Source organism: Mycobacterium sp. 94-17 (assembly GCF_035617725.1).
In the GTDB taxonomy this organism is placed as follows: Bacteria; Actinomycetota; Actinomycetes; order Mycobacteriales; family Mycobacteriaceae; genus Mycobacterium.
Genome location: NZ_JAPIYN010000048.1, coordinates 1 through 2,924, shown reverse-complemented (window position 1 = coordinate 2,924; position 2,924 = coordinate 1). Strand labels below are relative to the sequence as shown.

Annotated in this window: 1 protein-coding gene; it reads left to right on the top strand. The window is 68.3% G+C overall.

Annotated features, from left to right (window positions below):
- Nucleotides 1-2,924: condensation domain-containing protein (locus OQ789_RS25535; RefSeq protein ID WP_324689177.1), on the top strand; the 2,924-nt coding region annotated here is incomplete at both ends.

The window sequence follows — 2,924 nt, the reverse complement described above, 5'->3', positions numbered from 1 at the left end:
TCCTGGCCGGGATTTACGCCCAGGTCCTGGGACTCGACCAAGTCGGCACCGAAGACTCCTTCTTCGAACTCGGCGGGGACAGCATCTTGTCGCTGCAGGTGGTCGCCCGGGCGCGGGCGGCCGGCCTGACCTGCCGGCCGCGTGACATTTTCGTGGAGCAGACGGTGGCCCGGCTGGCCCGCGTGGCCGGCGTGACCGAGGGGCAGGACCGCCCGGCCGATACGGACACCGGCACGGTTGTGGCCACTCCGGTGATGCGCCGACTCGAACACGTCGCCGGACCGGTGGACCAGTACAACCAGGCGGTCGTGGTGCAGGCCCCGGCGGGGGTGACCGAGGCCGATGTGGTGGTGGTGTTGCAGGCGTTGCTGGATCGGCATGCGATGTTGCGGGCGCGTGTGGTGGAGGGGCCGGGGGGTTGGTCGTTGACGGTGCCTGAGGCGGGTGCGGTGCGGGTGGGTGATCACTTGCATGTGGTGGAGGTGTTGTCGGCGGAGGTGTTGGTGGCGGCGCGGTCGCGGTTGAATCCGGCGGCTGGGGCGATGGTTAGTGCGGTGTGGGTGGCTGCGACGGGTCAGTTGGCGTTGATCGTTCATCATCTGGCTGTTGATGGGGTGTCGTGGCGGATCTTGTTGGAAGACCTCAATATTGGGTGGGCGCAGCATCACAGTGGGCAGCCGATCGCGTTGGCGGCGGGGGGGACGTCGTTTGTGCGGTGGTCGGCGTTGTTGGCGGAGCGGGCGCGCCAGGCTGAGGTGGTGGCCCAGGCCGAGACTTGGCGTGCGGTGACGGCGGTGCCGGCGGTGTTGGCGGCGCCGCGTCCGGCGGTGGATACGTTCGCCAGTGCGGGGTCGTTGTCGGTGGAGTTGGATGTGGCGAGTACCCGGATGTTGTTGGGTGAGGTGCCGGCGGCGTTTCATGCCGGTGTTCAGGACGTGTTGGTGATCGCGTTCGGGCTGGCGGTCGCGGAGTTTTTGGGCGCTGGGGGGGCGGCGGTCGGGATCGATGTGGAGGGTCACGGCCGTGATGAGGAGGTGGCCGCCGGGGTGGATTTGACCCGCACGGTGGGGTGGTTTACCGCGATCTATCCGGTGGCGTTGTCGGTGGGGGGGTTGGATTGGGCGCGGGTGTGTGCCGGGGATGCCGCGTTGGGGGCGGTGGTCAAGCGGGGCAAGGAGCAGTTGCGTGCGCTGCCCGATCCGCTGACGTATGGGTTGTTGCGTTATGGGAATCCCGAGGTCGAGTTGGGTGATGCGGGGCCGGTGATCGGGTTCAACTATTTGGGTCGGTTGGGTGCGGCGGCTGCGGAGTTGTCGGAGGAGTTTTGGCGGATCAGCGCGCCGGGTGTGGCGTTGACCGGGGCGGTGGCGGCGGTGCCTACTCCGCTGGCCTACACCGTGACGGTGAACGCCGGTACCGCAGAGTCTGAGGCGGGTCCGGTGTTGCACGCGAATTGGACGTGGGCGCAATCGGTGCTTGATGCGACCCAGGTTGAGCGGTTGGGGCGGTTGTGGTTTGAGGCGTTGGCCGGGATTTGTGCGCACGTGCGCGGTGGTGGGGGTGGGTTGACGCCGTCGGATATCGTCCCGGCCCGGTTGACCCAGACCCAGCTCGATGAGTTGTCGCGGCAGTACGACATCGCTGATGTGTTGCCGTTGACCCCGTTGCAGCAGGGGTTGCTGTTTCATGCCAGCAGCACCCGGGGTGGCGACGATGTGTATGCGGTGCAGCTCGATCTGACCATCGCCGGCCCGCTGGATGCCGAGCGGCTGCGCGCGGCGGTGCACACCGTGGTGGCGCGGCACCCGCATCTGGCGGCCCGGTTCTGCGCCCAGTTCGACCAACCCGTCCAGGTCATCCCGGCCGACCCGGTAGTGCCGTGGCGCTACGTCGACCTCGCCACCACCGACGGTGTCGAGGTCGAGGAGCAGATCCAGCGGGTGTGCGTCGCCGAACGCGCCGTGGTCTGCGACTTGGCCCACCAGTCGGCATTGCGGGCGGCGGTGATCCGCCTCGCCGACGACCGGCACCGGTTCGTGCTCACCAACCACCACATCGTGCTCGACGGCTGGTCGAAATCAGTCCTGACCCGCGAGATCATCGCCGCGTACTACGGCTACCAGCTGCCCGCGGCCGCGCCCTACCGCCGCTTTGTCGACTGGCTGGCCGATCGCGACCTCGACGCCGACCTCGCGGCCTGGGGTGAGGTGCTGGCCGGTTTCGACACCCCCACCCTGGTCGGCCCCGCGGGCCGGTTGGCGCTGGGTCCGCAAGGCGTCGCGTCGCTGGCCGTCTCCGAGCAGACCACCCGGGCGCTGACGGAATTGGCCCGCGCGCACCAGACCACGATCAACATCGTGCTGCAGGCCGCCTTCGCCCAGCTGCTGTGCTGGCTCACCGGCCACGATGATGTCGCTTTCGGCACCGCGGTCTCCGGGCGGCCCGCCGAGGTCGTCGGCGCCGACTCGATGGTGGGCCTGCTGATCAACACCGTGCCGGTGCGGGCCCGGATCACCCCGAACGCCACCACCACCGAGCTGCTCGACCAGCTGCAGCGCGCCCACAACCACACCCTCGAGCACCACCACCTCGCGCTCAGCGAGATCCACCGCGTGGCCGGTCACGAGCAGCTCTTCGACACGCTGTTCGTCTACGAGAACTACCCCCTCGACACCAGCGAACTGTCCACCGACCAGGAACTCAGCGTCACCGACATCACCATCCACGAATCCACTCACTACCCACTGGCCCTGGTCGCCGCACCCGGGCCTCAACTCGGCCTGCGCGCCGAATACGACAGCACCGTCTTTGACAGCCAGACCATCGACACCCTCCTGCAGCGTCTGGAGCGGATTTTGCAGGCGATGGTGGGGGATCCGGGTCGGCGGTTGTCGTCGGTGGGTGTGCTGGATGGGGGTGAGGTG